The following is a 558-nucleotide window of genomic DNA, read 5'->3' as shown; positions in this document are numbered from 1 at the left end:
CCAGGTTGTTGTGGCAGGTCACCGGCCGGTCGGCGACCAGGTCCTTGGCGCCGGGCACCAGCATCAGGCCGTGGCAGGAGAAGGCCTTGACCAGACTCGGGATCCGGAAGGCCCGGCGGAGCAGTTCGAGGGCCGGGGAGTCGTGCTCGACGTCCTCGGTGTAGCGCAGCCGGTCCGCCACCATGCCCGAGGGCACGATCAGCGCGGAGAACTGCAGCAGCTCGTGGTAGTCGAGCTGCTCCAGGTCGCCGTCCACCTCGATGGTGCCCCGGTGCTCGTGCCCGGAGAAGGTCACCGAGGGCTGGCCCCAGAGCCGGCTGAGCAGCCGGACCTCGGCGCCGTCCTCCGCGAACCTGCGCTGGTAGTAGGCGATCTCGTCCTCGACGAAGTCGCTCTCCAGCAGGATTCCGATGCGCTTGCCGGCCAGCCGGCCGGTCTTGAGTGGCTTGACGATTCCCATGGGAGATCCCCGTTCTCACGTCGTGACGAAGGGTCAGGGGCTGGGCGGCCGCAGCGGTGGGGAAGGGGGGTCGCACCGCTGCGGCCCCGGTTCAGGGG

General features: G+C 69.9%; 1 protein-coding gene. It reads right to left on the bottom strand.

Annotated features, from left to right (window positions below; genetic code table 11):
* Nucleotides 1–460, bottom strand: a 460-nt coding sequence (locus ABD323_RS44645; RefSeq protein WP_344447685.1) for a thiamine biosynthesis protein ThiJ, incomplete at its 3' end; no start/stop codon positions are given.
* Nucleotides 461–558: the final 98 nt, after the last annotated feature.

It is taken from the genome of Kitasatospora nipponensis, from assembly GCF_039528135.1.
GTDB lineage: Bacteria > Actinomycetota > Actinomycetes > Streptomycetales > Streptomycetaceae > Kitasatospora > Kitasatospora nipponensis.
This window is presented reverse-complemented; position numbering and strand designations above follow the sequence as displayed.